General features: G+C 62.6%; 22 protein-coding genes. 14 read left to right on the forward strand and 8 right to left on the reverse strand.

Annotation, left to right across the window (positions count from 1 at the left end):
- Positions 1-66 precede the first annotated feature (66 nt).
- Entirely contained in the window at positions 67-2,079 is a 2,013-nt protein-coding gene (locus tag J6497_RS32985) for an AsmA family protein (RefSeq protein WP_225708383.1), read from the forward strand.
- 901 nt (positions 2,080-2,980) lie between these two features.
- Positions 2,981-3,166, forward strand: a complete 186-nt coding sequence (locus tag J6497_RS32990; RefSeq protein ID WP_225708384.1) for a hypothetical protein — start codon at positions 2,981-2,983, stop codon at positions 3,164-3,166.
- A 39-nt stretch (positions 3,167-3,205) separates the two neighbouring features.
- Here the strand turns inward: J6497_RS32990 and J6497_RS32995 are convergent, their stop codons facing one another.
- Both J6497_RS32995 and J6497_RS33000 read right to left on the reverse strand, forming a co-directional pair.
- Positions 3,206-3,454 carry a hypothetical protein gene (locus tag J6497_RS32995; RefSeq protein ID WP_225708385.1) on the reverse strand — a complete coding sequence of 83 codons (249 nt, stop codon included), beginning with the start codon at positions 3,452-3,454 and terminating at the stop codon, positions 3,206-3,208.
- Between the two features lie 134 nt (positions 3,455-3,588).
- Positions 3,589-4,020 (reverse strand): anthrone oxygenase family protein, encoded by a 432-nt coding sequence (locus J6497_RS33000; protein WP_225708412.1) that lies wholly within the window; start codon positions 4,018-4,020, stop codon positions 3,589-3,591.
- A 78-nt stretch (positions 4,021-4,098) separates the two neighbouring features.
- Between J6497_RS33000 and J6497_RS33005 the strand changes: the two genes are divergently transcribed.
- The 5 genes from J6497_RS33005 to J6497_RS33025 all read left to right on the forward strand — a co-directional run bounded on the left by J6497_RS33005 (position 4,099) and on the right by J6497_RS33025 (position 11,322).
- Positions 4,099-4,560, forward strand: a complete 462-nt coding sequence (locus J6497_RS33005; RefSeq protein WP_225708386.1) for a MarR family winged helix-turn-helix transcriptional regulator — start codon at positions 4,099-4,101, stop codon at positions 4,558-4,560.
- Positions 4,561-4,706: 146 nt separating this feature from the next.
- A complete protein-coding gene (locus J6497_RS33010) occupies positions 4,707-6,893 on the forward strand; it encodes a type I restriction-modification system subunit M (RefSeq protein ID WP_225708387.1) in 2,187 nt (728 codons plus the stop codon).
- Between the two features lie 59 nt (positions 6,894-6,952).
- Positions 6,953-7,819: a restriction endonuclease subunit S gene (locus J6497_RS33015; RefSeq protein ID WP_225708388.1), complete on the forward strand. Its 867-nt coding sequence runs from the start codon at positions 6,953-6,955 to the stop codon at positions 7,817-7,819.
- Positions 7,820-7,833: 14 nt separating this feature from the next.
- Positions 7,834-8,223, forward strand: coding sequence for a restriction endonuclease subunit S (locus tag J6497_RS33020; RefSeq protein ID WP_249793858.1), 390 nt, complete (start codon positions 7,834-7,836; stop codon positions 8,221-8,223).
- A gap of 3 nt (positions 8,224-8,226) precedes the next feature.
- Positions 8,227-11,322, forward strand: a complete 3,096-nt coding sequence (locus J6497_RS33025; RefSeq protein ID WP_225708390.1) for a type I restriction endonuclease subunit R — start codon at positions 8,227-8,229, stop codon at positions 11,320-11,322.
- Between the two features lie 337 nt (positions 11,323-11,659).
- Here the strand turns inward: J6497_RS33025 and J6497_RS33035 are convergent, their stop codons facing one another.
- Both J6497_RS33035 and J6497_RS33040 read right to left on the reverse strand, forming a co-directional pair.
- Positions 11,660-12,067 carry a type II toxin-antitoxin system VapC family toxin gene (locus J6497_RS33035; protein WP_225708391.1) on the reverse strand — a complete coding sequence of 136 codons (408 nt, stop codon included), beginning with the start codon at positions 12,065-12,067 and terminating at the stop codon, positions 11,660-11,662.
- On the reverse strand, positions 12,064-12,324 hold the full coding sequence (locus J6497_RS33040) for an antitoxin (RefSeq protein WP_225708392.1): 261 nt from the start codon (positions 12,322-12,324) through the stop codon (positions 12,064-12,066). Before J6497_RS33040 ends, J6497_RS33035 begins: the two co-directional genes overlap by 4 nt.
- Positions 12,325-12,430: 106 nt before the next feature.
- On the opposite strand from J6497_RS33040, the gene J6497_RS33045 reads away from it, so the two are divergent.
- Complete coding sequence (locus J6497_RS33045) at positions 12,431-13,318, forward strand: efflux RND transporter periplasmic adaptor subunit (protein WP_225708393.1); 888 nt, start codon at positions 12,431-12,433, stop codon at positions 13,316-13,318.
- A gap of 269 nt (positions 13,319-13,587) precedes the next feature.
- Here J6497_RS33045 and J6497_RS33050 read toward each other — a convergent pair whose 3' ends face one another.
- Complete coding sequence (locus tag J6497_RS33050; RefSeq protein WP_225708394.1) at positions 13,588-14,424, reverse strand: caspase family protein; 837 nt, start codon at positions 14,422-14,424, stop codon at positions 13,588-13,590.
- A gap of 403 nt (positions 14,425-14,827) precedes the next feature.
- On the opposite strand from J6497_RS33050, the gene J6497_RS33055 reads away from it, so the two are divergent.
- The 6 genes from J6497_RS33055 (at position 14,828) to J6497_RS33080 (ending at position 22,536) form a co-directional block, all read left to right on the forward strand.
- Complete coding sequence (locus J6497_RS33055) at positions 14,828-16,552, forward strand: hypothetical protein (protein WP_225708395.1); 1,725 nt, start codon at positions 14,828-14,830, stop codon at positions 16,550-16,552.
- Between the two features lie 77 nt (positions 16,553-16,629).
- A complete protein-coding gene (locus tag J6497_RS33060) occupies positions 16,630-17,352 on the forward strand; it encodes a thermonuclease family protein (protein ID WP_225708396.1) in 723 nt (240 codons plus the stop codon).
- Positions 17,353-17,398: 46 nt separating this feature from the next.
- Positions 17,399-18,232, forward strand: a complete 834-nt coding sequence (locus J6497_RS33065; protein ID WP_225708397.1) for an LssY C-terminal domain-containing protein — start codon at positions 17,399-17,401, stop codon at positions 18,230-18,232.
- Positions 18,233-18,306: 74 nt separating this feature from the next.
- Positions 18,307-19,494, forward strand: coding sequence for a pyridoxal-phosphate-dependent aminotransferase family protein (locus tag J6497_RS33070; protein WP_225708398.1), 1,188 nt, complete (start codon positions 18,307-18,309; stop codon positions 19,492-19,494).
- Between the two features lie 161 nt (positions 19,495-19,655).
- Complete coding sequence (locus J6497_RS33075) at positions 19,656-21,770, forward strand: S9 family peptidase (protein ID WP_225708399.1); 2,115 nt, start codon at positions 19,656-19,658, stop codon at positions 21,768-21,770.
- A gap of 205 nt (positions 21,771-21,975) precedes the next feature.
- On the forward strand, positions 21,976-22,536 hold the full coding sequence (locus tag J6497_RS33080; RefSeq protein WP_225708400.1) for a flavin reductase family protein: 561 nt from the start codon (positions 21,976-21,978) through the stop codon (positions 22,534-22,536).
- 252 nt (positions 22,537-22,788) lie between these two features.
- Here J6497_RS33080 and J6497_RS33085 read toward each other — a convergent pair whose 3' ends face one another.
- The 3 genes from J6497_RS33085 to araD form a co-directional block, all read right to left on the reverse strand.
- Entirely contained in the window at positions 22,789-24,231 is a 1,443-nt protein-coding gene (locus tag J6497_RS33085) for an aldehyde dehydrogenase family protein (protein WP_225708401.1), read from the reverse strand.
- Positions 24,232-24,335: 104 nt separating this feature from the next.
- Positions 24,336-25,055, reverse strand: a complete 720-nt coding sequence (locus J6497_RS33090) for a ribonuclease activity regulator RraA (protein WP_225708402.1) — start codon at positions 25,053-25,055, stop codon at positions 24,336-24,338.
- A 168-nt stretch (positions 25,056-25,223) separates the two neighbouring features.
- On the reverse strand, positions 25,224-26,960 hold the full coding sequence (gene araD, locus J6497_RS33095; protein ID WP_225708403.1) for an L-arabinonate dehydratase: 1,737 nt from the start codon (positions 26,958-26,960) through the stop codon (positions 25,224-25,226).
- Between the last annotated feature and the right edge of the window lie 27 nt (positions 26,961-26,987).

Genomic DNA, 26,987 nt, shown 5'->3' on the forward strand with positions numbered 1-26,987 from the left:
GGGTAAACTTGTGAGGTCGGCTGCGCTATGGCGCGGCGTGACGTTTGCGCGGTCTGGAATGTCGAGATGAGAGCACTGAAAATCGCAGGCGCCGCCATCGGAGCCGTGATCGTCGTCATCGCGCTGCTTGCCGTGATCGGCATCCCCTCCGACTTTTTGACGTCGGCGATCCAGGAGCGCGTGGAGCGTGAGACCGGCTATCGGCTTGCCATCAACGGCGGCACCAAGATCAGCCTGTGGCCGTCGCTCAACATCACGCTGAGCGACATCGCGCTGCAGGACCCGAAGGACCGCGAGGTCAACAACCGCCTGACCGCGAGCAGCATCCAGGCTGACGTCACGCTGTCGAGCCTGTGGTCGGGCGAGCCGCAAGTCACCGAGCTCCTGATCGTGCGCCCGGTCCTGACCATGCCGCTGCAGCGCGTGCGCGAGCCCAATCCGCCGGCCAAGAGCAGCACCACCGGCACCAGTGAGGCCAAATTCGGCATCGAGCATGTCAGCGTCACCGGCGGCACGATCGTGTTCTCCAATGTGCGCGACCGCGTCGAAAGCCGCATCGAGACCGTCAACGCGGATGCCACCATCGGCAGCGACCGCAAGATCGTCATCACCGGCAATGGGCGCGGCGGCGGCGAGCCGCTGAAATTCGAGATCAAGGCGACCGCGCCGGCGCCGCCGATCGAGCGGCAGAATATCCCGACCGAGATCGCCTTCGAGGCGCCCGGCCTCATGCAGGCGCCGCTGTCGGCGCGGGCCGAGGTGCGGCTGAACGGCACGGCGGTGATGTTCAACGGCGTCAGCGGCACGCTCGGCGACGGCGCGTTCAACGGCTGGGCCTCCCTCGATATCGCCAGCAACAAGCCGCTGGTGAAGCTCGATCTCGACTTCCAGAAGCTCTCGCTTGCGATGGAGCACGGCCAGCCGGGGACGGCGGCTCAGCCCTGGAGCAATGCCTCGATCGACCTGATCGGGCTGAACTATGTCGACGCACAGGCGAAGATTTCCGCGGCTGAGCTCAACATCGGCGATGGCCGCTTCGCGCCCGCGGCGATCGAGGCGAGCTTGATGAGCGGCGTATTGAAGGCGCGGCTCGCCAATCTCGGCACCTATGAAGGCAATGCCAATGGCGATCTTTACATCGACGCCACCAGCAATCCGAGCTACACGCTCAGCGCCGACCTCAGCAATGTGCGGGCGCTGCCGCTGCTGCGCAGCCTTGCCGATTTCGACAAGCTCGACGGCAGGATGCAGGCGAAGATCGCGGTACGCTCCTCCGGCAACAGCCAGCGCGCGATCATGGGAAATATGAGCGGCACGGCATTTGCCGTGTTCCGCGACGGCGCGATCCGCGGCCTCAACGTCGCGCAGATGATCCGCTCGCTGACCACAAGCCCGCTGTCCGGCTGGCAGGAGGGCGATCAGCTCGCGACGGATCTGAGCCAGCTCTCGGCCTCCTTCAAGATCGACAAGGGCCAGGCGGTCACCACCGATCTCAACTTGGTCGGCCCGCTGGTGAAGATGACCGGCGTCGGCACCGTCGACCTCGGCACCAAGATGATCGGCTTCCGCGTCGCGCCGAAGCTTGTGCTGACCACCGAGGGCCAGGGCCGCACCGCCGACCCGGTCGGCCTCGGCATCCCCGTGATGATCGAGGGGCCGTGGGATAGCCCGCGCATCTATCCGGAGATGCAGGGCATCCTCGACAATCCCGAGGCCGCCTACGCCAAGCTGCGCGAGATGGGCAAGGGCCTGTTCGGGCCGAATGGCGCGGGTCTCGGTTCGCTCTTCGGCGGCAGCCAGGGCGGAACCGGCAGCCAGGGCGGCAACGACAGCACCCAGTCCGGCCAGGGCGGGCTCTTCGGCGGCCAGCTTGGCGAGACCATCGGCAACCTGATCCAGCAGGGCCTGAACGGCGGAACGCAGCCGCCGCGTCCGAGCCGCAGCATCCCGCCGGCCTCGCCGCAGCAACAGCCCGAGCCGCCGTCCCAATCCACAGCGCCTTCCCCGCCGAGCGATGGCGATGGGACGCAGGACAGCCGGGCGATGAACGAAGTGCTGCGGCAGCTCTTCAATCGCTGAGGCGCTCCCGTGCGCTCCTTCCCCCTGCAAGGGGGAAGGCCGGGATGGGGGTCGGCCCCGGGCGCAGGTGTTCGAGAGAGCAGGACTCGTGGAGGCAAGATCCCCACCCGGTTTGCGCGTAGCCGCGCAAACCGACCTCCCCTTTTCAAGGGGAGGTGAGGACGCGCGCACCACCGTCAATGACGAGGATGGTGTCCGTATTCGATTTTCAAACAGCCACTCCGCTGTCACGGCTTGACCGGACGATCCAGTATTCCAGAGACGCCGGAGCTCAAGCTGAGAGGCCGCGGCGTACTGGATGACCCGCATGCGCGGGCATGACGACGTCGTTTGAGGAAACATGCGTTCGCATTCTCGCGGCACGATGTGTGCGCCCGAGCTTTGCTTCACTTTTTCACCCTCTCATCGAAGAGAGGGCGCAGGGAAGGCCGGGTGCCGATTGCACCCGTGGGCCCCGTGCAGCAGAAAGCACGGGGGTAGGACCACAGGTCAACCGGAGCAACACCGGCCTTCCCTGCGCAATGGTTTTAACGGTTTCCTTCGTGCTCTCCCCGGTGACCGGGCTTTCTTGCCACCGTCACCTCGCGCGAACTCGTCACGCGAAGCTTAGCGCCAGCGTCGGGGCGCCAGGACCACACGACTTCGCCGTCCGCGATGACAAGCGTTTGTCTTTCGCTGCCACCCGCGTCCACCGCATCCCGCCGCGCGTTCGTGACGATCGCGATCCGCCCCTCTTGTCGGGCGGGACGGCGGATTTATAGGGGTGATTTGGGGAGAAAACGAAGCGCTTTATTTTTCGCATGGCGACTGGACGGGGCAAATCACATTGATTGCGCTCAGGAAATTCGCCTCATTCCGCACGCGCCGGGAACCTTATGGCCGCCTCGCGCGTTGGAGCGGCATGTCGGATTCATATACACCCCGTGAGAAGCCAACGCCGGAACAACGCAAGGCCAGGGAGGTCGAGCGACGGCGCGATGCAGAGCAGGCCATGCGGGAGCATCAGCTCGCGCAAGAGGCCTTTCACAAAAACCGCGAACGGCTGAGAGCCGAGCGACTGGCGCGCGAGGCGGCCGCCGGAAAGTAGCGCTGAAGCGTTTCGAGCGAAGCAGCGGCGGTCTGCGCGTCAGCAGGCCGCCTTGTCGCAGTCGCGACGCGAGACCGAAAACGGCCGCTTGTCTGCACGCTCAACCTGGCCGGCGCTTGCCTTTGCCGTGGGAGAAAACACCGCGACTTCCAGATTCGGCTTTCCCGTCAACGCCACATAGAGGATGAAGCCGGTCAGGAGCGAGCCGTAAATGCCGACCGACGGCAGCGTCCACCGCCGCACGGTCCGCCGATCTTCCGGGGAGAGATGACCGCGATATCTCTGCATCAGAAACTCCGTCATTTGACCCTGTGACGGAGGTTAGTGCGATGCGGGAGAGAGGCGTATGAACGGGTTCACACGCGGGGTGGTTGCTGGCTCGTGCTCACGCTTTCGTGCACACCACGACATCGCAAGCAACGCTAGCGGCTGATCGCGAGCGCCAGATAGATCGCGGTCGCGGCGAGGCCAAGCGCCGTGCGCACCGCGTGCATCCAGCCCCAGGAGACGACGAGCGCACGGGATTCGGCGTTGGCCTGTTCGGCCGGCCACGCCGCGAGCCGCTTGTTGGTCGGCAGCATCACCAGCAACGTGTAGGGCCAGTTCGCCAGCATCAGCACCGCCGCGACCGACCATCGCCAATCCTGCAATTGCCAGCTCGCGAGAAATCCAAGCAGCGCCGAGATGACCGCAAGGCTCGCCTGCATCACAAAGCCGCGCGCATAACTCGGCTTCCACTGCCGCAGCAGGCTCGCATCGTCGAGCAAAAGCCGCGCCGGCTGCTCGGCGACGTTGATATAGAATGCAGCCCCTGAGAACAGCGCCGCGGCGACAAGCGCAAGGAGTCCGGCAATCATTTTCCCTCCACCGGAAAGCCAACGCGTCTTCTTTGATAGATTGACAATATATTGTCAATATGGAACCCTGTTGACATGAAGCAAGGCCCCTCGTCCGACCGCGAAACCGACGCGCTGACGCAACTGATCCTGGAAGTGTTCCGCCTGAACGGCAGCCTCATCGCGGCCGGCGACCGCCTCGTCGCCGACCTCGGCCTGACCAGCGCCCGCTGGCAGGTGCTGGGCGCCATCGCGCTGTCGCCGACGGCCGAGCCCGTCGCCCGCCTCGCCCGCTCCATGGGCCTGCACCGCCAGGGCGTCCAGCGCATCGTCAACGAACTCGTGGAAGAAGGCATCGTCACCCTCGACGACAACCCCCACCACCGCAGCGCCAAGCTCGTGCGCCTGACGAAAAAGGGCGAGGGGCTTTATCGCGCGGCGGAGCGAAGGCAGAGGCCGTGGGCTAGGAAGCTGGCGAAGGGGATTGGGGTGAGAACGACCACCTCAGCGCACGCGGTGCTTAAGGCGATCCGGGAGAAGTTAAAGCTGGGAACATAGAAGGACTGACGCCGTTCGCGCCCGCATCCCGCCGCGCGGCGATTACGCAGTACTTAGCTTTGCGTCGATGGACTAAAATCAAGCTGGCATGTATTGGACTTCTTTCGTATGCGCTTAGCAGCACCGCAACATGTCCGTGGTTAGAAATGAACGTTCAGATACACGAGAGCCTAAAATCCGACATCTGGGAAATAGCGAACCGGCTGCGCGGCCCATATCGACCTCCTCAATACCGGCTAGTTATGTTGCCGATGGTCGTCCTACGCAGGCTCGATTGCGTTCTAGAACCGACCAAAGACGCGGTGCTCAAGGAATACAAAAAGCTGAAGGCGCAAAAGATGCCGGAAGGCGCTATGCAGCGATTGTTAGGGCGTGCGGCGGACCCCAAGCGGAAGCATCCGCTCTACAACACCAGCCCGTTTACGTTTCGGCGTTTGCTCGGAGACTCTGAGAACATTGCCCCCAACCTCGTTTCCTACATCAATGGCTTCTCGCCTACCGCTCGTAGCATTTTCGAGCGGTTTAAGTTCAGTGACCAGATCGAAAAGCTCGACTCCAGCAATCGCCTCTTTACGATCGTCAAGGCGATGGCTGACATCGATCTTCACCCCAACCGCATAGACAATTTGCAGATGGGGTACCTGTTCGAGCATCTCGTGATGCGCTTCAACGAGCAAGCGAACGAAGAGGCCGGCGATCACTTCACTCCGCGAGAGGTTATCCGGCTGATGGCTAACCTTGTCTATACGGGCGAACAGGATGTCTATAAGCCAGGCATTTACCGCACGATCTACGATCCTGCGTGTGGCACAGGCGGAATGCTGTCAGAATCGGAAAAATTCATCCTCGACCAGAATCGCCAAGCCAACCTCGCCCTCTTCGGGCAGGAGTATAATGACGAATCCTGGGCCATCTGCTGCTCGGACATGCTCATCAAGGACGAGGATACAAGCAGCATTGTCCTTGGTGATACGCTGGGTGACGGCAAAACGCGTGACGGGTTCCAAGGCAAGCAATTCCACTACCTACTTGCCAATCCGCCCTTTGGCGTAGAATGGAAGGACCAGAAGGCGGTCGTTGAAAAGGAGCACAATGAGCTTGGCCTCTCCGGCCGCTTTGGGGCGGGACTGCCCGCGATCAATGACGGCTCTTTGCTGTTCCTCCAGCACATGATTTCCAAGATGCAACCCTACAAAGCGGGAGACGACGATGCAGTCGGATCCAAGATCGCAATCGTTTTCAACGGTTCGCCGCTCTTCTCGGGTGATGCGGGATCGGGGCCGTCGAACATCCGTCGCTGGATCATAGAACACGACTGGCTAGACGCTGTTATCGCGCTGCCCGACCAGCTTTTCTATAACACCGGCATCTTTACCTATATTTGGCTCGTGACCAATCGCAAGGCACAGCAGCGGCGCGGCAAGGTGCAGCTAATCGACGGTACACGCTTCTTCGAGCGCATGAATAAGAGCCTTAACAACAAGCGCAATCAGATCACCGACGATCAAATCCGGCACCTCACCCGTGTTTATGGCAATTTCCGGGATCGTGAGACGGCGGAAGTTGTCATGGATCACAAGACAGGAGAAAAGGAAGCGCGTGTCGTTTCTCGCATTTTCAAGAACCACGACTTCGGCTTCCTCAAGATAACTGTCGAGCGCCCCTTGCGCATGAATTTCGAGGCCACCGCCGAGCGCATCGTCAGGCTGCACGACCAGACCGCCTTCGCCAATCTCGCCACCTCCAAGAAGCGCAAAAACGACAAGGCAGCGGCGCGCGAGATCGAGGAGGGGCGCGAGCTGCAAGATGCCATTCGGGCGGCGCTGGTCACGTTGGAGGGCAAAGGCCGGTACATGGACCGTGAGGTGTTTGATGCCGACCTAACCCGTGCCGCCAAACGGGCCGGGATAGTGATTGCAGCGCCGGTCAAGAAGGCGATCTTTGCAGCGCTGGGCGAGCGCGACCCCGACGCGGAGATTTGTCGCGATCGCCAGGGTAGCCAAGAGCCTGATCCTGAGTTGCGCGACACCGAGAACATTCCCCTGCCCAGGGGCACCGTGCTGCCGCTGCCGATGGAGTTTGGCCCGGACAAGCCCAATGACGAGCTCGTGGAGGCCTTCCGCAACGCAATCGACGCCTACATGGAACGCGAGGTATTGCCCCATGTGCCCGATGCCTGGGTGGACTATGATAAAACAAAGGTCGGGTACGAAATCCCGATCACCCGGCACTTCTACGTTTACAAGCCGCCGCGTCCGCTGGATGAGATCGAAGCGGACATCACCGCGTTGGAAAGCGAGATTGCCGGCCTGTTGAAGGGGCTGGTTGCATGAGCGTTGGCAGTGATGCTCCTGCGCAGTGGAGTAAGCGAAGGCTTCGGTTCGATGTTCGAGTGAACCCGCCGAAATCAAAACTCGATCTCCCGCCCGAGACCGAAGTGTCCTTCGTCCCGATGGATGCAGTGGGAGAACTGGGCGGACTTCAACTGAACGAGACTCGAACGATCGAAGAGGTTTACAATGGATACACATACTTCGCCGACGGCGATGTGTGTCTGGCCAAAATCACGCCCTGCTTTGAGAACGGCAAAGGCACATTGGCGCAAGGTCTCACAAATGGCGTCGCCTTCGGAACGACCGAGTTGCACGTCATTCGTCCGCTTCGTCGCCTAGACGCGCGATTTCTCTTCTATTTGACCATTGCTCACGATTTCCGTTCGTTTGGCGAAGCCGAGATGCTCGGAGCGGGCGGGCAAAAGCGCGTGCCCGAGGAATTTCTGAAGGACTGGCGTCCCCCGCTCCCGCCGCTCGAAGCCCAGCGGCGGATTGCGCGGTTTCTGGATGAGAAGACGGCCCGGATCGATGGCCTGATTGAAAAAAAGCACGCGCTTGTGAGCCAGCTAGCTGAGAAGCGTCAGGCCCTTATCACTCGCGCCGTCACCAGGGGCCTAGATCCCGCCGCCTCGCTCACGTCCTCCGGCATGGACTGGTTCGGCAAAATCCCGGCGCATTGGGAGCGAGGAAACATCCGAAGGTTTGCGCGGATGAAGACTGGTCATACCCCGTCACGGTCTCATCCCGAATATTGGGAAGCTTGCACCATCCCATGGTTCACCCTCGCCGATGTCTGGCAATTGAGGGATGGAACTCGCTGGTATCTTGAGGAGACGGCAGAGAGGATAAGCGAGGTCGGCCTGGCTAACTCTGCGCAGAATTGCTGCCTGCCGGCACGGTGGTTTTCTCGCGCACAGCTTCGGTAGGATATTCTGGCATTATGCCAGAGCCAATGGCGACAAGTCAGGATTTCTGGAATTGGGTTTGTGGCCCCAAGCTATTGCCTGAATACCTTTTGCTTCTCTTCCGGTCGATGACGCAGAAATTTGAGGAGAGCACGAACGGATCAACCCACAAGACAATCTATCAGGGAATTGCTGCAGGATTGGAAATCTGCGTCCCGCCGTTGAACGAACAGCGCGATATTGTCGAATACGTTTTCGCGCGAGTTCCGGCCGTAGACGAAATCGTACTCAAGGTGCGAAAGTCGCTTGATCGGCTCCGCGGCTACCGCGCTGCTCTCATCACATCAGCGGTGACAGGAAAAATTGTCGAGCGACAAGACTCTGGATTGGCGCTGCTGCAGAACACCTTGGTGCAGGAGATTTGACGCATGTCCAGCCACGCCGAACGAGACTTCGAGATTGCGATTGAGGCCGGATTAGTCGGCAAGGGAGGATATGCGAAGCGTGCGCCCAGCGCCTACAACGAGGCGCTCGCACTCTTCCCGCACGATGTGACGAGCTTTCTCAAAGAGAGCCAGACGACTAAATGGAGCCAGTTGGAGGCCCTACTCGGGGCAAAGACCGAGCATACCGTGCTTGACAGCCTCGCCAAAGAACTTGAGCTAAAGAGCACTCTCCACGTCTTGCGGCATGGATTCAAGTGCTACGGGAAGAGTTTTCGCCTTGCCTATTTCCGGCCCAACTCCCGTATGAATCCGGATGCTGCCGCAGGCTATGCCCGGAATCGGCTAGCCATCACCCGCCAGGTAGCCTTCACCTCAGTGATGAAGAAGGCGGACGGCAAGAACCAGCGCTGCATCATTGACGTGACGCTCAGCCTGAACGGCATCCCGGTCGCGACGGCTGAACTGAAGAACCCGCTGACTGGCCAGCGGGCCGCGGATGCAGTGCGCCAATATTGCGAAGAGCGCGATGAGCGCGACTTGCTCTTCGCCTTTAAGAAACGGGCGCTGGTGCATTTTGCGGTTGACCCCGATGAGGTGTGGATGACCACGCGCCTCAAAGGCAAGGAGACGGCCTTTCTGCCATTCAACCGGGGCAACAATCAGAGCGCCGGCAATCCACCGGTGGAGGGTAATTGGAAGACCCACTATCTCTGGGACGAGGTGCTACAGGCCGATAGCCTGATCGATATCCTCCAGCGCTTCATGCACCTTGAAGTGAAGGAGCGGCAGGTCAAGACCGATAAGGGCGTGCGGACGATCCGCAAGGAAACAATGGTCTTCCCGCGCTATCATCAGCTCGATACGGTGCGGGCGCTCGTTGCGCATGCGCGGGCGAACGGACCAGGGCGGAATTACCTCGTTCAGCACTCCGCTGGCTCGGGCAAGTCAAACTCAATCGCTTGGCTGGCCCACCGGTTGGCGAACTTACATGACGCCAATGACCAGAAGGTATTTCACTCGGTAATCGTCGTGACGGACCGGCGAGTGCTCGACCATCAATTGCAGAACACGATCTATCAGATCGAGCATAAGACCGGCGTGGTCGAAAAGATTGACGAGGACACCCAGCAGCTTGCCCGTGCGCTATCGAACGGGACGCCCATTGTTATCACCACCATTCAGAAATTCCCATTCATTACGCAAGCGCTCTCCACCTTGGAAAAGAAAGGGTCTGCAGTGAAGATCGACACCGCAGGCAAACGCTTCGCGGTAATAGTGGATGAGGCGCATTCCTCGCAGAGCGGAGAAACAGCAATTGCGCTTAAGGGCATGCTAAACAAGCACGGGATTGAAGCTGCCATCGCCGCGCAACTCTCCGACGAGGAAGACGACGATCTTTCAGAAGAAACTAGGGCCGCAATCTTGCGAGAGGCGCTGAAGCGCGCGCGTCAGCCCAATCTCAGCTTCTTCGCCTTTACCGCCACGCCGAAATTCAAGACCAAAACGTTATTCGACGAGCCGGGGCCATCAGGCACGTCGCCGTTTCATCAGTACACCATGCGGCAAGCCATTGAAGAAGGCTTCATCATGGACGTACTCCAGTACTACACGACCTACAAACGCTTCTTTGGTCTTATCAAGCAGATTGAGGACGACCCCGAGGTGCCGCGCAAACAGGCGGGCAAAGCGCTGACCCAGTACCTTGAACTGCACCCGGTCAATATCGACCAAGTTGTTTCGGTGATTATCGAGCATTTCCGGCTCTACGTCATGCACGAGCTTGGCGGCCGCGCCAAGGCAATGGTTGTTACCGGTTCGAGACGTGCAGCCGTCAAATACAAGTTGGCTTTTGACAGCTATATCAAGGATCACGGCTACACGGGGATACGCTCACTGGTGGCGTTTTCCGGAACTATTGAAGAACCCGAAGACTCAGGCCTCACTTACACGGAAGTTTCAATGAACGGCGGAATGGCCGAAAGCGAACTGCCCGAGGCCTTTGAGCGCGATGATTACCGAGTCCTCCTAGTCGCAGAGAAATATCAGACGGGTTTCGACCAGCCGCTGCTACAGACGATGTACGTAGTCAAGCGTCTTGCTGGGGTACAGGCAGTGCAGACGCTATCGCGGTTGAACCGAATGGCTCCAGGCAAGGCGAGGACCTTTGTTCTCGATTTCGCAAATGAGGAAAGCGACATCTACAAAGCTTTCAAGCCTTATTACGAGGTGACACCCATCGGCGAGAACGCTGATCCGCACCGGCTTTCCGAGCTGCAGCATAAGCTCCTAAGTTGGGTCATCTTCACGCCTCAAGACGTCGATGCTTTCGCTAAGGTTTGGTATCGAGGCAAGCGCGATCACTCGGCTACCGACCATCGGCTGATGAATTCGGTCCTTGATACTGTGGTGCAGCGGTTCCGAGGGAGGAAAGAGCCAGAGCAGGATGAATTTCGTGACCAGCTGACTGCCTACCGGAATCTCTATGCCTTCCTCTCCCAAATCATTCCGTATCAGGACAGCGAGCTTGAAAAGCTTTACGCCTTCGTGCGCAATCTGATCGCCAAGTTGCCGCCGCCCGGAGGCGGCAAAACCTTTGCCTTGGATGATGAGGTTGCTCTTCGGTTTTTTCGCTTGCAGCAGATGACCGAGGGATCAATCGATCTGGGCTATGGTGAAGCCGAGCCGCTCAAAGGGCCGACTGATGTTGGGACCGGAGGATTCTCGGAAGAAGGCGTTGCTCTGTCCACATTGGTCGCAAAACTGAACGAACGCTTCGGTACCGACTTCACCGAAGCTGATCAATTATTCTTTGATCAGATACGCGCCAGCGCGGAAGGAGACGAGAAAATCGTGGAGGCCGCAAAAGCCAATAACCTTGCGAACTTCTCGGCGTACCTAGAACGCATGCTTGACGAGCTGTTCATAGACCGTATGGACGGGAACGAAGAGATCTTTTCTCGGGTCATGACGGACAAACAGTTCCGGTCGGTTGCCCACGAGCACCTTGCCCACGAAATCTTCCGCCGAATTCGCGAAAAGGAACAAGCCGGTCGCGGTACCGAGGTCGCAAAAGATTAGCCGGAAGGGGTTCGGCGCCGTTGGCCTCGCCCTCTCCCCATTCGAGCAACCGGACTTGGCGGTCCTAGTTCCGCGCTGATACGTGGGACGGAATGCCGATGTCGATCTGCTTCACTCGTTACATTTGGCCGAAGCCCCCCACCCTCCTCCTCGCCGCCTGCCTCTCCGCGGCCGCCATCTCCCCCACCCTCGCCGCCGAGGAGCCCAAGGCTCCCAAGGGCGCGACCGTCACCGTGCTGAAGGCGTCGAAAACCTGCTTCGGCAATATCGTCGAGGTGTCCGGGATCATGATGCCGCGGGACGAGACGCAGGTCCGCCGACGCCGCTCCCTTAGCCGTCACGCCGCCCAGTCCACCACGATCAGCCCCGGCACGCGCGAAAACTCGCGGGTGTTGAGCGTCACCAGTGCGGCGCTGTGCCGCCGCGCTTGCGCTGCGATGAGACAGTCGTACGGCCCGATCGGCGTCCCCTTGCTTTCCAGATAAGCGCGGATGTCGCCCGCGTGAGACGCATCTTCGGCTTCGAACGGAAGGACAGCAATCCCCGGCGCAAGAAACTCCTCGAGCAGAAGCTCGGACTCAATACGTCTGTTGCTGCGCGCGTAACCGTAACGCAACTCAAACAATGCGATCGCCGGAAAGCCGATTTCCGTCCCCAGCCGCAACTGCTCCGCCAGACGATGCCTGACCGAGGGAATGCGGCGATTCATGACGTAGATGGCGATGTTGGTGTCGAGACAGATCATTCGTCGAAGAACACGCGCGGATCAGGTTCGGCCGGCGCTTCGTCCGGAATGCCCTCGGGCAGGAAGTCCCGCCCTCCGAGTTCATCGAGGCGCGCGAACCACGCGTCCACATCGAACGGCTGCTTCCTGATCGGCTCAAGGATTACCTTGTCGCCAACCTTGCTGACGCGCACCTCGCTGCCCTCGAAGCGAAACTCCTTGGGCAGGCGGACGGCCTGGCTGCGGCCGTGCATGAACAATTTGGCGGTTGCAGTCATGATCCGCCTCCTGATTTTCGATAGCTACCCATGATATATATCGCGCGGTGCTTGGCGCGTTCAAGGGCCATCTGGTATCGATGGAGCCGCACCCGGGAACAATCCAATGCGCAGCCTTCCTGCCCATCCTTTTGCATCGCTCTTCCTCGCCGCCGCCCTCTCCGCGGCCGCCATCTTCTCCACCCTCGCCGCCGAGGAGCCCGAGAGCCCCAAGGGCGCGACCGTCACCGTGCTGAAGGCCTCGAAGACCTGCTTCGGCAATATCGTCGAAGTATCCGGGACCATCATGGCGCGGGAGGAGACGCAGGTGCGGCCTGAACGGTTCGGGCTGAAGGTGGCGGAGGTGATGGCGGATGCGGGGGACAATGTGACCGCGGGGCAGATCCTGGCGCGGCTGAACCTGCCCGAGGGCGGACAGATCAACGTCACCGCGCCGGTGGCGGGGACGATCTCGGCCTCGAGCGCGATCGTCGGCACGATCGCCGGCGGCAAGGGCGAGGCGCTGTTCTCGATCATCGCGCGCAACGAGTTCGACCTGATCGGCATGGTGCCGACGCGGGACCTCGGCAAACTGGCGCCGAACCAGACGGCGTCGATCAGGATCATCGGCGCCGGCGACGTCGACGGCAAGGTGCGGCGGGTGGCGCCGACGGTGGAGCCGAACAGCCAGCTCGGCCAGGTGATCGTCGGCATCAACGCGCCCCGGCGGCTTCTGGTGAATTCGTCCGGCCGCGCGCAGATCAGGACCGGGCAGAGCTGCGGCGTCGCGCTGCCGCTGACCGCGATCCTCTATGGCTCGGCCGGCACCGTGGTGCAGGTGGTCAAGCACGACCGCATCGAGACGCGGCGGGTCGAGACCGGGCTGATGCAGGCCGGCCAGGTCGAGATCCGCGGCGGCGTGCAGGAAGGCGACATTGTGGTGGCGCGCGCAGGCGCCCTGCTGCGCGAGGGCGACCCGGTGCGGCCGGTGATGGCGAGCGCGGAGGGGAAGTGAGGGGCGCCGGCGCTCCTGGAGACAGATCCCCACCCGCTTTGCGCTTGCGCGCAAATCGACCTCCCCTTTTCAAGGGGAGGTGACAGCTCCAGCTTGTGCCGAATCGCTCCCTCCCCCTGAAAGGGGGAAGGTCGGGATGGGGGTCTGGCCCCGGGCGCAGGTGGTCGTGAGAGCGGGACTCGTGGAGGCAGGATCCCCACCCGCTTTGCGCTTGCGCGCAAATCGACCTCCCCTTTTTCAAGGGGAGGTGAAGGGCACCACGTGCGGCATTAGCCGCCGAGGCGGATGTCTTCGAGCAGCGAGGAGGACACCGACGGGACCTGCTCGCCTTCGCTGGAGCGGGAGATCGAGACGCGGGTCTTGTTGAAGGCGGACTCGATGCCACCCTGGGTCTTCAGGTTGCCCAGGAGCTCGGAGACCAGCAGGCTATTCGTGGCCTTGGACTCCTCGATGACCTTGCCCGGCGTCGCCGACGTGATCACCAGCGTGTTCTCGGGCGGGCTGATCGGGGCCAGGCCGTGGCTGTAGGAGCGGAAGCGGCGCTCGTAAGGGTTACGGCGGGAGGCATCGAGCACGACGAGCTTGGCCTTCGCGCCCTTCTCGTCCATCGCGGCCAGCACCTGCTCGACGCTGAGGCCATCGCGGCGGACGTCGGCCTCCTTCCAGATCGCGGCGTCGACGGGAAGCATGAAGCTCTCGCGGCCGGCCTGCACGCCGAAGCCGCCGAAGAACAGCATCACCACCGTGTCCGGCCCGACCTTAGCCTTCAGGCGGTCGACGGCGCGGGTCATGTCGTCCCTGGTCGCGTCCTCGACGACGTCGACGTCAAAGCCGCCTTGGCGCAGCGCCGCGCCCAATTCGCGGGCGTCGTTGATCGGCTGCTGCAGCGGATGGTTCGCATCGGGATAATGGCCGTTGCCGATGATCAGCGCGACGCGGGCCGCCTTCGCCGGCACGACGCTCTGCTCGGTCGCAACCGCCTTGGCCGCCTCGAGCGGCCGCTTGTTCAGCGCAGCATGCGCGCCAATCGCCAGCGACACCATTGCAACGCACGCGGCGGCGACGGTGAGAGTGCGGCGGGAAAGGGAGAGCTGCCTGAACTTCATGCGTTTCTGATCCCAATCGTTGACCAAGGCGCGACCATATAGTCGCGTCAAAGCCGTCTATGGTTTTAGGGGTTGCTTCATCGAGTGCCGGTGAATTGTCCTCAATTTGCGGCACCGCAACACAGAAACCCTTAACCCGCTGAGCCTTCCGGAGCAACTTGATTCGACCTTTCGGCCTTATCCGTAATGCGCCGGGGTCAACGATTGTGCCAAAAGGCGGCCACGTACGTGATCATCATCACATTTGTGTTTCCCGCGATTTTGTGCTGCGATTCAAGGGTTTGCGGGGGCTTCTGGGCGGGGCCTCCTTGGATTGCGCAGGATTTTTCTCGAACAAGCCGGTTCCCGGCCGTCGCGAAAATCGTGCGCGCCAGAAAAATCGTGCGCGCCAGAAAGGGGTGGCATGGGTTTGCATGACATTGCCGGGGCGGTGTGCCGGGCGCTGACGGTCCGCAAGGACGGGCCGTCGCTGTACGACGTCTGCGACCCCCTGCTGCTGAAATATCGCGGCGGCGACGCGCACTTAGGAAAATTCTACCGGACCGCGCTCGGCAATCCAGCGCTGCGAGGGCTGCTGCGGCGGACCGGCCTGCCGGCCTTGCACGACGGCGCGCGGCTTGGCGCGCTGCAGGCGGCGCTGCGCGAGGCGCGCGATGCCGAGGCGCCGGACTGGGCGGCGGTCGGCGCGCCCGTCGCCGCGCTGATAGAAGATATCGACGTGCGGCATCCCATGCCCGCCGCGGCTCCCCCGGTGCGGGCACCGGCGGCAGGCGAGATCGAGCGCGTGATCCGGGCCTGCGGCGCGCATCTGCTCCGCGCTTATGCCAGAAACGGCTTCATCCCGACCTATGCGGCGTTCAACCTGATCGGCGATGCCGACATCTGCGGGCGCGAACTGTTGATGGCGCTGACCGGACTGAACTCGCGCGGCTACAAGAATTCAACATTGCTGTTCAACCTCGCGCGCATCTTCATCGCGCATTCGCCGGCGCGCGCGCTGATCAACCCGCCCTGGCGCGGCATCGCCGAGCCGATGTGGGAGCCGATGCAGATCCGCCATCGCTCGGCCTATTACGATGCGTTCTTCACCGAGGCGCTTTTGAGCTTCATCGAGACCGGGCTCGCCTCTGGCGCGGAGACCAGCGCCGCGCGCGGGGCGATCGCCGACATGGTGGACTTCTGCTTATCGATCAGCGCCGAGGAGGTGCCCTCACATGACGGCTCGACCGTGAACGTGATCACGGCGCTGGCGTCCCTGCCGCATCCGCGCTTCTCGCGCTTCTTCGCCCAAATCAAGCAGGATCTCGGCTTCGGCATCTATGTGCCCGACTGCGATACCACCGCCTGCTCGTTCTCGGCGGCGACGCAGGCCGGCAGCGAGCATCCGATCCTGGGGCAGCCGCTGCTGGATTTCTATCGCGGCTACCAGGTGCGGAGCGGCGCCAACGAGCCGCGCGTCACCGTGCCGCTCAACGACAATATCGACTACGAAGGCGGCGTCGTCACCTGGATCGACAATCTCGCCGGCGATCGTCCCTACGGCAACGATCTCGATCCGACGCTGAATCTTGATATCCTCGAGGTCAGCTTCCGCAATCTTAAGCGCTGGCGGATTTTGGAGACGCCGCAGCGATTGGAGACGGTGCACCGCATCATCGATTTCCAGCGGCGCCTGGTGGAAAGCGGCGCGTTCAAGAATCCGCGCTCGCATATCTACTACCTGCCGGAGCTCTATTGCGCCTATTTCGGCCGCTGCTACGCCGCCTTCATCGCGCTGCCGCTGGCGGCGCAGCGGCTGATCGATCCGACCGGCGTGTTCGCGATGATCCGCGCGCAGGTGCTGCTCTATGTCGAGCAGGAGTTGATCGCCCATGAGATGAACGCGTTCGACGCGGCGCTGGCGCTGATGGCGCTGGCACATCTTGGCGCCGAGGTCGCGACGTTCACGCCGGCGCTGCACTGCATCGTCGCGAGCTTCGGCGAGGGCGGCCGGCGTGGGCCGTACAAGGCCTACGAGTGGAACAAGATGAAGACGCCGACGCGAATTCTGGTCGGCGGCCCCGAAGTGACCTCGGCTTTCGTGCTGATGGCGCTGGCGCTGGCGCGGCGGGCAATGACGCGAAGTTGAAACGGCTGCGGCGTTCGCGCTACTGGTTTGCCTGCCCGATTCTCCGCACAATCGCCCACCAATTTCGTGAACTGCCGATGCGATCGCTGCTTCTCATTGCCGCCCTCCTGCTGTTGCCCACGCTGGCGCAGGCCGCCGATATCACCGGCGTGCCGAAGATCCGCGAAGGCGACCAGATCCTGATCGGCACCAGTCGCATCCGGCTTGGCAGCATCGACGCGCCCTCCACCGACCAGCTCTGTCTCAACACCCACGGCGAGCGCTGGACCTGCGGGATCGCCGCGCGCGACGAGCTGATCAAGCATGCCGGGGCCAAGAGCTGGACCTGCCATCCCCGCTCGACGGACCGCCGCGGCCGCACCGTGGCGCGCTGCCAGGTCGACGGGCAGGACATTCAGAAATGGCTGGTCAGAAACGGCTGGGCGCTCGCCTCTACGCGGCTGTCGCACGATTATGAGGCCGACGAGAAAGCCGCACGCGACGCGAAAGCCGGCATGTGGCAGGGCGCCTTCATCGCGCCCTGGGACTGGCGCATCCGCAACAAGAAGACGCCGATCCTGGGTAGCGTGAAGCCGCCGGAGAACGCGCGCACCATCCTGCTCGCCTCCGCGTCGGGCCCGGTCGCGCCCTCGCCCGACTGCACCATCAAGGGCAACGTCAACACGTCAGGCGAATGCATCTATCACACACCGCAAAGCCGCTGGTACGCCAAGATCCAGATGAAGATCGCCAAGGGCACGCGCTGGTTCTGCTCGGTCGAGGAGGCCGAGGCAGCCGGCTGCCGCGAGACAAGACGCTAGCCAGTCTTTAACGTGGGGTTCGCAACCTCCGTTCGAGAACGTGGTCGTGACAGAGCTCGATAACAAGGCGCAACCTTCGGCGCGGCGGGGACGGCTCCGGCGCATCCAATTGCTGCTGGTGCTGACGCTCGCGATCTACGCGCTTGCCGCCTATCTGCTGCTGCCGGCGTTCTGGACCCATCACGAGCACCAGAAGGGCCTTGCCAACCTGCCGATGGTGACGCGCACCGCGCAAGGGATTCCCGGCGATCCCATGAATATCGGGCTCATCGGCGACAAGTTCGACGTGGTCTGCGCCATGCACGCCGCCGGCTGGTATCCCGCCGATCCGATCACGCTGAAATCGTCGCTCGAGATCGTCGGCAGCGTGCTGCTCGACCGCCCCTATCGTGACGCGCCGGTCAGCAATCTCTTCTATCTCGGCCGGCGCGAGGACCTCGCTTTCGAGAAGCCGATCGGAAACAGCGCCGATCGCCGCAACCATGTGCGCTACTGGCAGGTGCTCGATAAGGGCGAAGAGGGTAGGCCGGTGTGGCTCGGCGCAGCTACGCAAGATCGCAGCGTCGGCGTCAGCCACTACACCGGCGCGATCACCCATCACATCAGTCCCGACCTCGACGCCGAGCGGGCGCTGCTCACGGCTGACCTGGAAAACGCCCGCATGGTCACCGCGAAATATCAGGTCACCGGCATCGGCCCGACGATCGCGGGCCGCAACGGCGGCGGCGACCTCTATTACACCGACGGCGAGATCTGGATCTTAAGGCTGGTCGAAGCATGCAAGCCGCGTGACGGCCCGGCGACGACGATCCCGAGCCCGCCGGCGATCGAGATCAAGGATCAGATCTGGCATGCCGTCGCCGATGCAATCGGAAAATAACGCCTCTGTGGGTTGAAATTTGCAGCCAATCCCTGCATCCACGTGTGTGAGGCAGATTAACCAGGAAGCCAACAATGACTGTTCGCGCGGGCCGGGAATTTCTGGCCATCCCCGGACCCACCACGATGCCCGACGAAGTGCTGCAGGCGATGCATCGTCCGGCGCTCGATATCTACTCGGCAGAGATGGTCGAACTGACCGAGAGCCTCTTGCGCGATCTCTCGAAGCTATTTGCCACCAAGGGCAACTCCTACATCTATATCGCCAACGGCCATGGCGCCTGGGAAGCGACGCTTTCGAACGTGCTGTCGCGCGGCGACAAGGTGCTGGTGCTGGAGAGCGGGCGCTTTGCGATCGGCTGGGGTCTTGCCGCATCCGCGATGGGCGCCGAGGTCGAAGTGTTGAAGGGCCACTGGCGCCGCGCGATCCGGCCCGCTGAAGTGGAAGAGCGGCTGCGGCGCGACAAGGACAACACGATCAAGGCGATCCTCGCGGTGCAGGTCGACACCGCCTCCGGCGCCTATAACGACATCGAAGCGATCGGCAAGGCGATCAAGGCGAGCGGCCATCCGGCGCTGTTCATGGTCGATACCGTGGCTTCGCTCGGCTGCATGCCGTTCGAGATGGACGCCTGGGGCATCGACGTCGCGATGTCCGGCTCGCAGAAGGGGCTGATGACGCCGCCGGGCCTTGGCTTTGTCGCGGCGAACGCGCGCGCGCAGGAGGTGCACAAGCGCGCCGACCTGCGCACGCCGTATTGGAACTGGACCGAACGCGAGGGCACCGAGCACTATCGCAAATATGCTGGCACCGCACCGGTGCACCTGTTGTTCGCGCTGCGCAAGGCGATCGACATGCTCACCGCCGAGGGGCTGCAGAACGCTCATCTACGCCATAGCCTGCTTGCGGAAGCGGTGCGGCGCGCCGTTGCGGTGTGGGCCGAGGGGCAGGTGCTCGGCTTCAACATCACCGAGCCTGCCGAGCGCTCGAACACGGTGACGACGGTCACCATGAACGGCTATGACCCGGCCGCGCTGCAGCGTTACTGCAAGGAGAAATGCGGCGTCGTGCTCGGCACCGGCATCGGTGACCTCCAGGGCCAGGCCTTCCGCATCGCCCATATGGGCCATGTCAATGCGCCGATGATCTTGGGCACGCTCGGCGTCGTCGAGGTCGGCCTCAACGCACTCGGCATTCCCCACGGCAAAGGCGGAACCGAGGCCGCGATCGCGTGGCTCGGCGAAAGCGTGCATGCGGATTGACCTTGTAGCCCGGGTGAAGCGCAGCGTAACTCGGGTTCTATCGCCACCTGCAACGGCGGTCCCGGGTTGCGCTGCGCTCCAACGGCTACGGTTCGTCCATCTGGCAATCCTCGCCTGCGTCCCGATATAAGGCGTAGCCTTTGAAACGGAACGAGGACCGAGTGGACCAATCCACCACCAAGAAGCCTGCCCACCCGGCGCCCGTCGCGCCGCGGCGGCCGCATTCCTTCACGCGGCACGGCATCATCGTGACAGACGATTTCGCCTGGCTGAAGGATCCGAAATGGCAGGAGGTGCTGCGCGATCCCGCAATCCTCGATCCTGATATCCGCACCTATCTCGAAGCCGAGAACACCTATACCGAGAGCCTGCTCGGCCACACCGCGCCGTTGCAGAAGAAGCTGGTCGCGGAGATGCGCGGGCGGATCAAGGAGGACGACTCCAGCGTGCCCTCGCCCGATGGTCCGTTCGCTTACTTTCGTAAATACCGCGAGGCAGGGCAGCACGAGATATTCGGCCGCATGCCGCGCAACGGCGGCGAGGCGCATTTTGTGCTCGACGGCGATGCACTGGCGAAGGACCGCGACTATTTCAGGTTCGGCGGCAGCCGGCATTCGCCCGACCACAGGCTGCATGCCTGGAGCGCCGACACCAAGGGCTCGGAATATTTCTCGATACGCGTGCGCGACTGGGCAACCGGCAACGATCTCGACGACCTCGTCGAGGAGACCGATGGCGGCGTGGTCTGGAGCGCGGATGCGAAAAGCTTCTTCTACATCAAGCTCGACGACAATCATCGCCCGATGCAGGTCTGGCGCCATCGGCTCGGCACCGGACAGGCCGACGACGTGCTGGTTTACGAGGAGCAGGATTCCGGCTGGTTCACCCATCTGCATGAGAGCGCGAGCGGACGCTTCTGCGTGATCGCCGGCGGCGATCACGAGACCTCGGAGCAGCGGTTGATCGATCTCCGCAATCCCGAGGCGCCGCCGCGGCTGATCGCCGAGCGCGAAGAGGGCGTGCAGTATTCGGTTGCCGACCGCGGCGAAGAGCTGCTCATCCTGACCAATGCCGACGATGCGATCGACTTCAAGGTGGTGACGGCGCCGCTCGGCTCGCCCGAGCGCAAGAATTGGCGCGACCTGATCCCGCATCGCGAAGGCATCTACATTCTCGACCTCGAGCTTTTCAGTGGCCATATGGTACGACTGGAGCGCGCCAATGCGCTGCCGGCGATCGTGATTCGCGACCTCTTGACCAACGAGGAGCATGCGATCGCCTTCGACGAGGCCGCCTACTCGCTCGACACCATGGGCTCCTACGAGTTCGAGACGACGAACCTGCGCTTCTCCTATTCGTCGATGACGACGCCGTCGGAAGTCTACGATTACGAGATGACGAAGCGGACGCGGGTGTTGCGCAAGCGCCAGGAGATTCCGTCCGGCCACGACCCGGCCGACTACGTCACGACACGCATCATGGCGACCTCACATGACGGCGCAGAGGTGCCGGTCTCGATCCTGTACCGCAAGGATTTCGTCCGCGACGGCAAGGCGCCGCTCTTGCTCTACGGCTACGGCTCCTACGGCATGGCGATGCCGGCTTCCTTCAGCAGCAACCGCTTATCGCTGGTCGACCGCGGCTTCGTCTACGCGATCGCGCATATCCGCGGCGGCGCCGACAAGGGCTGGGGCTGGTATCTCGACGGCAAGCGCGAGAAGAAGACCAACAGCTTTGATGATTTCGCGGCTTCCGCCCGCGCGCTGATCGATGCAAAGTACACCAGCACAAAACGCATCGTCGGCCATGGCGGCTCGGCCGGCGGCATGCTGATGGGAGCGGTCGCGAACCGCGCCGGCGAACTGTTCGGCGGCATCGTCGCCGAGGTGCCCTTCGTCGACGTGCTCAACACCATGCTCGACGACACGCTGCCGCTGACGCCGCCGGAATGGCCGGAATGGGGCAACCCGATCGAGAGCGAAAAGGACTTTCGCACCATCCTGTCCTACTCGCCCTACGACAATGTCGCACCGAAGGATTATCCCGCGATCCTTGCGATGGGCGGCCTCACCGATCCGCGCGTGACCTATTGGGAGCCCGCGAAATGGATGGCCCGATTGCGCGCGACCATGACTGGCGGCGGGCCGGTGCTGCTCCGCACCAACATGGGCGCCGGCCACGGCGGCGCCTCGGGCCGCTTCAACCGTCTCGATGAAATCGCGATCGTCTACGCCTTTGCGCTGTGGGCGGTGGGGCTGGCGGAGGCGGTGGCGTAGACGCCGGGCCACCGGTTGGAGAATGAGCCCGCCCTCTCTCCACACCTCGTCCCGGGCTTGACCCGGGACCCATAACCACCAAACCTCGTTGTTGAATGAGGCTGTAACTCCGAGTCTTCTTCACCATGACTGCCTGTGGTTATGGGTCCCGAATCGGCGTTCGCTTACGCTCACTTGTCCGAGACGACAACGGAGAGGAGGGCTGATGCCGCGCTACACCAAGACAGATTTCCCTGTCGACAACGTGCGTCGCTTTCTCGAGCCGGGGCCGATCGTGCTGGTCAGCTCGGCGCACAGGAATGAGACCAACATCATGACCATGGGCTGGCACATGATCATGGAGTTTCAGCCCTCGTTGATCGGCTGCTACGTCTGGAACGCCAACCATTCCTTCGAATTGATCCGCCGCAGCAGGCAATGCGTGATCAATGTGCCGACCGCCGAGTTGGCGCCGACGGTGGTCAAAATCGGCAACAGTTCCGGGCGCGACATCGACAAGTTCGCCGAATTCGGTCTGACGCCCAGGCCCGGCGAACAGGTGCGTGCGCCGTTGATCGAGGAGTGTTACGCCAATTTCGAATGCCGGCTGATCGATTCAAGCCTGATCCGGAAATACAGCCTGTTCGTGCTGGAGGTAGTGAAGGCGCATGTCGCGGCCTCGCCGAAATATCCGAAGACGATCCATTATCGCGGCGACGGTGAGTTCATGATCTCCGGCGAGAACACGCGGAAATATCGCAAGCTGTTCAAGCCGGAGATGTTGTAGCGGCCAAAGTAGAGCCTGAGCCGATCAGGTTAAGGTGCAGCCACGATGAGACAGCGCTCCCTCTCCCGCTTGCGGGGGAGGGCTGGGGTGGGGGTATCTCCGCATTGGGATTCCCCGAGTGGAGAGAGCTCACCCGGCGCTACGCCATAGCCGAAGCTCCGCTTCGGCGTTCTCTAAGAACGGCCGCCGAGGGCGGCCTACGCCTCTCCCGCAAGCGGGAGAGGTGAAGATTCAGCCCGATCGGATCATGCTCTAGGGATTCGTATAGGCGGTCTTCACGGTTGTATAGAACTCCGCCGCGTATTTGCCCTGCTCGCGCGGACCATAGCTCGATCCTTTTCGGCCACCGAACGGGACGTGATAGTCGACACCGGCGATTGGCAGGTTGACCATCACCATGCCCGCCTCGGCATTTCGCTTGAAGTCACTGGCGTATTTCAGGCTGGTGGTGCAGATGCCGGCGGATAGACCGAACTCCGTATCGTTTGCGGCGGCCAGCGCCTCGGCATAGTCGTTGACGCGAATGACGCTCGCGACCGGTCCGAAGATTTCCTCGCGTGCGATCCGCATCTTGTTGGTCACTTCGGTGAACAGCGCCGGCTGCAGATAGAAGCCGGGCGCATCGCGCTTCAGCCGCTCGCCGCCGAACACGAGCTTGGCGCCCTCGTCCTTGCCGATCGACAGATATTTCAGGTCCTGATCGAGCTGGTTCTGGTCGACGACGGGGCCGATGTCGGTGCCGGCCTTCAAGGCGTCGTCGACCTTGAGGCCGCTCAGACGCTCGGTGAGCGCGGCGACGAACTTGTCGTGAATGCCCTTGGTGACGATCAAGCGCGAGGCCGCCGTGCAGCGCTGGCCGGTAGAGAAGAACGCGCTGTTGACGGCACATTCGACCGCGACCTTGAGGTCGGCATCGTCGAGAATGACCAGCGGATTCTTGCCGCCCATCTCGAGCTGGAACTTCTTCATCGGCCGCGATGCCACGCAGGCCGCCGCAACCTTTTGGCCCGTCGCCACCGATCCGGTGAAGCTGACCGCGGCGACATCGGGATGTTCGAGCAGCGCAGCGCCGACCTCGGAGCCACGGCCGATCACCAGGTTGAGCACGCCTTTGGGCAGACCGGCGCGCTGCAGGATATCGACCAGCGCCCAGGTCGAGCCCGGCACCAGATCAGCCGGTTTGATCACGACCGTGTTGCCATAGGCGAGCGCGGGCGCGATCTTCCAGGCCGGAATCGCGATCGGGAAATTCCAGGGCGTGATCAAGCCGACCACGCCCAGGGCTTCGCGGGTGATCTCGACGTCGATGCCGGGACGCACAGATGGAAGCTTCTCGCCAGCCATACGCAGGCACTCGCCCGCAAAGAACGCAAAGATCTGCCCCGCACGCGCGGCTTCGCCGATGCCCTCGGGCAGGGTCTTGCCTTCCTCGCGCGATAGCAAGCGGCCGAGTTCATCCTTGCGCGCGAGGATTTCATCGGACGCTTTCTTGAGGATCTCGTAGCGGACCTGCGGCGTCGCACGCGACCACGCTGGGAATGCCGCCTTGGCGGCGGAGACCGCGGCATCAAGCTGGGCGCGGGTGCCGCGCACGGCTTCGCCGACGGTGTCGTTGGTATCGGATGGATTGACGTTGGGCGAGCGCGCACCGTCCGACATCCATTCGCCGTCGATCAGATTGTTGAACATCAGCATGGCTTTCCTCCGTCTTGGTCGGGCTTGGTGCCGACGATGCTTGAGAACTAACCAGAGCACGATCCGGAAGCGCTTGCGCGGCGATCATGCTCCAACAAAACGATCTAGCGTCCGTTCCTTTTCCGCCACGCCGCGAAATCGGTCAATGTCTGCGGATCGGTGGCGGGATAGAGGCCGAAGATACCACGGCCCTTGTGGACTTCCTCGGCGACGAAATCCTCGAATGCGGTCATCTCGAAGGTCTCCTCGGCGATCTCGTCGGCAAGATGCGCGGGAATGACGATGACGCCGTCGGCATCGCCGAGGATCACATCGCCGGGGAACACCGGTGCATCGCCGCAGCCGATCGGGACGTTGATCTCGATCGCCTGGTGCAGCGTCAGATTGGTCGGCGCGCTCGGCCGGTGATGATAGGCGGGAAAGCCGAGCCCGGCGATCTCCACGGAATCGCGAAAGCCGCCATCGGTGACGACGCCGGCAACGCCGCGCTTCATCAGCCGCGTCACCAGGATGGCGCCGGCGGAGGCGGCGCGCGCATCCTTGCGGCTGTCCATCACCAGCACGGCGCCGGGCGGACAATCCTCGATCGCCTTGCGCTGCGGATGTGAGCGGTCGCGGAAGACGTCGAGCTTGTTCAAGTCTTCGCGCGCCGGCATGTAGCGCAGCGTGAAGGCTTCACCGACCATGGTCGGCTGGTCCGGGCTCAACGGGTGGACGTCCTGGATGCACTGAATGCGGAAGCCGCGTTTGTAGAGTGCGGTGGCAACCGTGGCGGTGGAGACGGTCTTCAGCTTGTTGCGGGTGGCGTCGCTGAGTTTGGGCATTGGCGTTCGCCCTCCCTTTCATTATTCCGGGATGCTAGGCTCCCTCTCCCGCTTGCGGGAGAGGGCTGGGGTGAGGGTTCTCTCCGCGAGTCCCCCATGGAGGGAGCCCTCACCCGGCGCTGCGCGCCGACCTCTCCCGCAAGCGGGAGAGGTGGAGAACCACGGCGATCAGTAGATCGACGGTTCTTCCACCGGCTTGCCGAAGTCGGTTTCAAGAAAATCGAAATCGCAGCCTTCGTTGGCCTGCTTGATGTGGCGCGAGAACATCCAGCCATAGCCGCGCTCGTAGCGGCGCTCCGGCGGCTTCCAGGCGGCGCGGCGCCGCTCGAGTTCGTCCTCGGAAACATCGAGCCTGATGCTGCGGGCCGCGACGTCGAGGGTGACGCGGTCGCCGTTCTGCACCAGTGCGAGCGGGCCGCCGACATAGGATTCCGGAGCCACATGCAGGATGCAGGCGCCGTAGCTGGTGCCGCTCATGCGCGCGTCCGAAATCCGCACCATGTCGCGCACGCCCTGCTTCACGAGTTTTGTGGGGATCGGCAGCATGCCCCATTCGGGCATGCCCGGACCGCCCTGCGGCCCCGCGTTGCGCAGGATCAAGACGTGATAGGCCGTCACATCCAGATCGGGATCGTCGACCGCCTTTTTCATCGAGGGGTAATCGTCGAACACCAGCGCCGGGCCTGAATGCTTCAGGAAGCGCGGATCGCAGGCGCTTGGCTTGATCACGCAGCCATCGGGCGCGAGATTGCCCTTGAGCACCGCGAGCGCGCCCTCCCTGTAGATCGGGTTCGCGACCGTGCGGATGACATCGTCGTTGTAGACTTCGGCGCGGGCGATGTTGTCGCCGAGCGTCCTGCCGGTCACCGTCATGCAGTCGAGATGCAGATAATCCCTGATCCGGCTCATCAGCGCCGGCAGGCCGCCGGCATAGAAGAAATCCTCCATCAGATAGAGGTCGCCGCTCGGGCGGACATTGGCGATGACCGGCACCTTGCGGCTTGCCTTCTCGAAATCGTCCAGCGAGATGTCCTGGCCGGCGCGGCGGGCCTGCGCGATCAGATGGATGATCGCATTGGTCGAGCAGCCCATCGCCATCGCAACCGTGATCGCGTTCTCGAACGCCTCGCGTGTCTGGATCTGTTGCGGCGTCAAATCCTCCCAGACCATTTGCACGATGCGGCGGCCGCATTCGGAGGCCATCCGGATGTGGCCGGCATCGGCGGCGGGGATCGAGGAGGCGCCAGGCAGCGTCATGCCGATGGCTTCGGCGATCGCGGTCATGGTGGAGGCGGTGCCCATGGTCATGCAGGTGCCGTAGCTGCGGGCGATGCCGGCTTCCATGTCGACCCAGTCCCGATCCGAAATCTTACCGGCGCGCCGCTCGTCCCAATATTTCCAGGCGTCCGATCCCGAGCCCAGCGTGCGGCCCTTCCAGTTGCCGCGCAGCATCGGACCGGCCGGCAGATAGATCGTGGGCAGGTTCATGGAGGTGGCCCCAAGCAACAGCGCCGGCGTGGTCTTGTCGCAGCCGCCCATCAGCACGACGCCGTCGACCGGATGGCCGCGCAAGAGTTCTTCGGCGTCCATCGCCAGCATGTTGCGGTAGAGCATGGTGGTCGGCTTCAGGAACGATTCCGACAGCGACAGCGCCGGCAGTTCCATCGGAAAGCCGCCGGCTTGGAGGACGCCGCGCTTGACGTCGTCGACACGGCTCTGGAAATGCATGTGGCAGGGCTGGGCGTCCGACCAGGTGTTGATGATCGCGATCACTGGCCGGTCCTTCCACTCTTCCGGCGCATAACCCATCTGCATGGCACGCGAACGGTGGCCAAAGGCCCTGAGATCATCGGGCGCGAACCAGCGCGCGCTGCGGAGCGTTTCCGGGCTTTTCTTTCTTGTCATTTTGCACCTGTCGAGGAACACTGTTGA

It is taken from the genome of Bradyrhizobium cenepequi, from assembly GCF_020329485.1.
Classification (GTDB): Bacteria; Pseudomonadota; Alphaproteobacteria; order Rhizobiales; family Xanthobacteraceae; genus Bradyrhizobium; species Bradyrhizobium cenepequi.

What these genes read in the sequence shown, in the direction of transcription:
- J6497_RS32985 (WP_225708383.1), top strand. Translation starts at nt 67, where the DNA reads ATGAGAGCACTGAAAATCGCAGGCGCCGCCATCGGAGCCGTGATCGTC.
- J6497_RS33080 (WP_225708400.1), top strand. Translation starts at nt 21,976, where the DNA reads ATGCCGCGCTACACCAAGACAGATTTCCCTGTCGACAACGTGCGTCGC.
- J6497_RS33020 (WP_249793858.1), top strand. Translation starts at nt 7,834, where the DNA reads ATGCCAGAGCCAATGGCGACAAGTCAGGATTTCTGGAATTGGGTTTGT.
- J6497_RS33060 (WP_225708396.1), top strand. Translation starts at nt 16,630, where the DNA reads ATGCGATCGCTGCTTCTCATTGCCGCCCTCCTGCTGTTGCCCACGCTG.
- J6497_RS33025 (WP_225708390.1), top strand. Translation starts at nt 8,227, where the DNA reads ATGTCCAGCCACGCCGAACGAGACTTCGAGATTGCGATTGAGGCCGGA.
- J6497_RS33085 (WP_225708401.1), bottom strand. Translation starts at nt 24,231, where the DNA reads ATGCTGATGTTCAACAATCTGATCGACGGCGAATGGATGTCGGACGGT.
- J6497_RS32990 (WP_225708384.1), top strand. Translation starts at nt 2,981, where the DNA reads ATGTCGGATTCATATACACCCCGTGAGAAGCCAACGCCGGAACAACGC.
- J6497_RS33050 (WP_225708394.1), bottom strand. Translation starts at nt 14,424, where the DNA reads ATGAAGTTCAGGCAGCTCTCCCTTTCCCGCCGCACTCTCACCGTCGCC.
- J6497_RS33045 (WP_225708393.1), top strand. Translation starts at nt 12,431, where the DNA reads ATGCGCAGCCTTCCTGCCCATCCTTTTGCATCGCTCTTCCTCGCCGCC.
- J6497_RS33070 (WP_225708398.1), top strand. Translation starts at nt 18,307, where the DNA reads ATGACTGTTCGCGCGGGCCGGGAATTTCTGGCCATCCCCGGACCCACC.
- J6497_RS33005 (WP_225708386.1), top strand. Translation starts at nt 4,099, where the DNA reads ATGAAGCAAGGCCCCTCGTCCGACCGCGAAACCGACGCGCTGACGCAA.
- J6497_RS33055 (WP_225708395.1), top strand. Translation starts at nt 14,828, where the DNA reads ATGGGTTTGCATGACATTGCCGGGGCGGTGTGCCGGGCGCTGACGGTC.
- J6497_RS33040 (WP_225708392.1), bottom strand. Translation starts at nt 12,324, where the DNA reads ATGACTGCAACCGCCAAATTGTTCATGCACGGCCGCAGCCAGGCCGTC.
- J6497_RS33090 (WP_225708402.1), bottom strand. Translation starts at nt 25,055, where the DNA reads ATGCCCAAACTCAGCGACGCCACCCGCAACAAGCTGAAGACCGTCTCC.
- araD (WP_225708403.1), bottom strand. Translation starts at nt 26,960, where the DNA reads ATGACAAGAAAGAAAAGCCCGGAAACGCTCCGCAGCGCGCGCTGGTTC.
- J6497_RS33010 (WP_225708387.1), top strand. Translation starts at nt 4,707, where the DNA reads ATGAACGTTCAGATACACGAGAGCCTAAAATCCGACATCTGGGAAATA.
- J6497_RS33035 (WP_225708391.1), bottom strand. Translation starts at nt 12,067, where the DNA reads ATGATCTGTCTCGACACCAACATCGCCATCTACGTCATGAATCGCCGC.
- J6497_RS32995 (WP_225708385.1), bottom strand. Translation starts at nt 3,454, where the DNA reads ATGCAGAGATATCGCGGTCATCTCTCCCCGGAAGATCGGCGGACCGTG.